Origin of the sequence: Methylophaga sp. UBA1464, from assembly GCF_002325665.1 — a bacterium.
In the GTDB taxonomy this organism is placed as follows: domain Bacteria; phylum Pseudomonadota; class Gammaproteobacteria; order Nitrosococcales; family Methylophagaceae; genus Methylophaga.
Map to the genome: position 1 here is coordinate 12,181 of NZ_DCSO01000062.1, position 3,699 is coordinate 15,879.

Annotated in this window: 4 protein-coding genes; 2 read left to right on the plus strand and 2 right to left on the minus strand. The window is 44.2% G+C overall.

The window, feature by feature from the left end; genetic code table 11:
• Window positions 1-59 precede the first annotated feature (59 nt).
• On the minus strand, window positions 60-992 hold the full coding sequence (locus B3O33_RS07630; RefSeq protein ID WP_292360083.1) for an acyl-CoA desaturase: 933 nt from the start codon (window positions 990-992) through the stop codon (window positions 60-62).
• Between the two features lie 143 nt (window positions 993-1,135).
• On the opposite strand from B3O33_RS07630, the gene B3O33_RS07635 reads away from it, so the two are divergent.
• Together B3O33_RS07635 and B3O33_RS07640 are read left to right on the plus strand one after the other, a co-directional pair.
• Window positions 1,136-1,708 (plus strand): nuclear transport factor 2 family protein, encoded by a 573-nt coding sequence (locus tag B3O33_RS07635; RefSeq protein ID WP_292360085.1) that lies wholly within the window; start codon window positions 1,136-1,138, stop codon window positions 1,706-1,708.
• Window positions 1,705-2,241 (plus strand): chalcone isomerase family protein, encoded by a 537-nt coding sequence (locus B3O33_RS07640; protein ID WP_292360087.1) that lies wholly within the window; start codon window positions 1,705-1,707, stop codon window positions 2,239-2,241. The genes B3O33_RS07635 and B3O33_RS07640 overlap by 4 nt, the downstream gene beginning before the upstream one ends.
• Window positions 2,242-2,459: 218 nt before the next feature.
• Here B3O33_RS07640 and B3O33_RS07645 read toward each other — a convergent pair.
• Window positions 2,460-3,699, minus strand: a 1,240-nt coding sequence (locus tag B3O33_RS07645; protein ID WP_292363330.1) for an aspartate kinase, incomplete at its 5' end; no start/stop codon positions are given.

A 3,699-nucleotide genomic window follows, 5' to 3' on the forward strand; every position in this document is an offset into this window, starting at 1 on the left:
TTTTGCCAGATAATATGCAGAGGTCAAACCAGATATACCCGCGCCAATTATCGCAATTTTCATACACTTTCCTCAGGGAGGATTTTCTTACTTTCACGCTTGTGGAGTGGCACTGTGCGTACGTCCCAGATAAGTCCCGATTTTTGCATTAATTTCAAAATGTAATAACTGATATCCACTTCCCACCAATAAAATCCCTGTCTTGCTGATGCTGGATAATGATGATGATTATTGTGCCACCCCTCTCCCAGAGTCAGTAATGCCAGAAATAGGTTATTACGACTCTCATCAGCCGTTTGATAGCGCTTTTTGCCCAGACAGTGCGCCATGGAGTTGATCAGTAAAGTGGCATGTAACAGAACAACCGTTGAAATAAAGTATCCCCACACCAGCATTTGCCAGCCACTGGTTCCGGAACCGGGGAAATACTTCTCCAACAGCACACCGAGAATAAATAATGCTAACGCCAATAACACCGGAACAGCCAGATCATAACGATCCAACCAACGTAGTTCTGAAAAACGCTGCCAATCCGGGATCAGCTTGTAATCGGCCTGATAGTGCTTGCCGGAGAGAAACCAGCCCATGTGACTCCAGAAAAAACCCTGCTTGGGTGAATGCGGGTCGGCAGGTTGATCAGCATGCCGATGATGCTGCCGATGATGAGCTGCCCACCATAAAGGCCCCCGCTGGGTGGCGCTTGCGCCGATCAAAGCAAACAGAAACTGTACCGGTCGAGTGGTTTTAAAGGATTTATGCGCAAAATACCGATGGTAAAACGCCGTGATGGCAAACATTCTTATCAAATACAATGCTACAGCCATGAGAACGGCCACAGCAGATATGCCAACAAAAAAGACAGCTAAACAGGCCAGATGTAAAACCAGAAATGGAATAACCCTCAACCAGTCAATACCATCCTCAGCGCTCTCGACAGACTCTGCTGAATAGGCGGCTTCACCATTGTCAAACCATTGTCGAATTGATTTCATGAAGTGTCTCTTTTTCGATGGTGCCAAGCTTAATCAGCAAAGCGTGAATTGCGTGTGAAGAATAGCTGCACATACTCTTCACCCCGTTTTCACAAGTGATACGTTTTGATGAACTACGCAAATAGTGAAACGGAAATATCACCATGCTCAAACAAGCTATTCAATCAAGATTATCGTGGTTATTGCCGTTTTTTATTCTGTTATCAGCCTGTAGCGGGAACACCATGCAAAGTGCCTACTTAGATGATTATAGAAAAGCTATCTCTGTTGAGGGTTCAAAACCAATAAATGAAGCTGAAGCCGTAAAAGGTTTCATTGCAGTATTTAATCAGGTTCAACACGGTGATGTAGCAACCATTATCAACGAAACCTACGCCGAAACCCTTTATTTTAACGACACCTTTCGCACCATCACCGATAGAAACGAGCTGATTGATTACATGCAGCAGACAGGTCACCAAGTGGATCATCTTGAAGTGCAGATTGAAGATATCGCACTTAGCAAACAGGATATTTATGTGCGTTGGGTGATGCGAATGCAGTTTTCGGTAATGGGAAAAAAAGTCGATAGCGAATCTATTGGTATCAGCCAGTTACGCTTTGATGAAGATGGCAAAATCATTCTGCATCAGGATTTCTGGGATGGTGTGGATGGCTTTTATCAATACCTGCCAATCATTGGTTATTCACTGAGAAAAATCCGGAATCAATTATGAAAAAACATGTTTTATGGGGCTTGTTGGTGCCATTACAGCTGGCCAGTGCCAATAGCTTTGAATCGAAGATTCAACTGGATAATACTACCCTGCAACAATGTTCTGCGGTACCGATAAAAGTCATGTTGTTTAATCTTGGCGATGTCGCGTTATATCGTGAACAGTGTCGCGAAGATAGTGAACTCACCAGCCAGATGGTTCAACTTTCGTTTATTTATAAGCGCGCTTTTGATGCCGAGGATTTTCAAAAATCCTCGGTGGAATTGCTCAAACGTAATGTAAACCAAACAACCTTTGAATCAATTGAATCAGCATTGGTGGAGTTTAATAGCGGGTATCAGCAAGCCGAACCAGGTGATCGATTCGATATACGCTATTCTTCAGCAGAAGGTTTAATATTATTCAAAAATGGCCAGCAGCTGAGCCAGAGCGACGATGCAAAACTAGGGGAAGTCTATTTTGATATCTGGTTTGGACAGGATCCCTTTAGTAAAGGCATGAAAAAGGATTTGCTGGCAGGACTAAAACAATAACCCCGCCTGTCGGCGGGTTTGATTTAATCAGACAGACGTTTCACCGGGCTGTAATAGCTTTTATCCTGAGAAGGTTCTGCAAATGTTACAAAGCCGGCTCTTCTGATACATCATCTTCTGTTTATAATTGCCCTATGGGCGATTTCAGTTAAGGCGCTACCTGCAGCAGTTCCGGTTCTGTGGAGCCGGTATTGAGCAAACACCCATACATAACGTGTTTATGACGCAAGGCAAATCGCCCTTCCGTGGTCATGAACTTCAACTAAGTAACTGTGCAGATTTTTGATAGCGTCCGCATAGTCGTCTTCATCAATGATAAATTGCATATCCACCTGACGCATTGACTGATGCATTGCCAGCACGCTGATATTTTTCTCAGCCAATGCGCTGACGGTACGTGCCAGAATACCAGGGATTTTCATATCACTGCCAATGGCAGAAACAATCGCTACTTTCTGCTGATTGATTTCAGCTTCAGGGAACTGTTCCTGTAAAGCCTCTCGGATCCGGCGGATATTCTTCAGACTGGCTGAAAGATAATGCGTGATGGTATTGGCATTAATATCTTTGGAAATGATATGTGCTTTATTTCTGCGGATCTGTGCCAGGATTTCACGGTCATAAAGATCAATATTACCAGCCATATCCTGATCAAACAGCTCAAAGGCATAGACATGTTTGCAACCGGCGATAATTTCCACGCAGGGCTTGCTGCTGATGTAGTCACCGGTAATTAAGGTACCAGCGTGTTCCGGTTCAAAGGTATTGCGCACCCTCAATGGAATATTATTCTGCCGCAACCCTTTTGCTGCTTTAGGGTGAATGGCTTCCATACCAAGATTGGCCAGCTGATCTGCGACATCATAATTAGTTCGGCCAATCGGTACCGCATTATCTTCGCCGACCAGTCGTGGATCAGCACTGCTCAGATGAAACTCTTTATGAATAATCGCTTCGTTGGCATTGGTTAATACGGCAATACGACTGAACGTCATTTCGCTGTAACCACGATCAAAGGTAGACATCAAACCATCATCGCTGTGGGCATAACCGGTGACAATGGGTAACTCTTTACTGAGGTCAATTTTGGCAAACGCCTTATCAATACGCTCATCCAGCTTCATGTGTTTGTCAGTCTGCCAGCCGGTCAAATCCACATAACGGGCGTTGATCTTGTCTTTTTTCAATAAGGTGGCTGTATTCCAGGCACTGTGCGCTTCGCCGATACTGGCCAGCATTTCACGTACCGTAGCCAAATGCATATCCAGCGCAAAATGACCATGCTGGCAAAGACGTTGTAAATCGGCCAAAACACGTTCTGCATCTTCCAGCCGTTCGCCAATAAACTCATTAGCCTGCTTCAATGTTTTTTTATCTTTAAACAATTGCTGGTTGATGGAAAAAATCTCTTGTTTGAGCTTTTCCATCGCTTCCATCCAGCTATCATCATTCAAACTG

What these genes read in the sequence shown, in the direction of transcription:
- B3O33_RS07630 (WP_292360083.1), bottom strand. Translation starts at nt 992, where the DNA reads ATGAAATCAATTCGACAATGGTTTGACAATGGTGAAGCCGCCTATTCA.
- B3O33_RS07635 (WP_292360085.1), top strand. Translation starts at nt 1,136, where the DNA reads ATGCTCAAACAAGCTATTCAATCAAGATTATCGTGGTTATTGCCGTTT.
- B3O33_RS07640 (WP_292360087.1), top strand. Translation starts at nt 1,705, where the DNA reads ATGAAAAAACATGTTTTATGGGGCTTGTTGGTGCCATTACAGCTGGCC.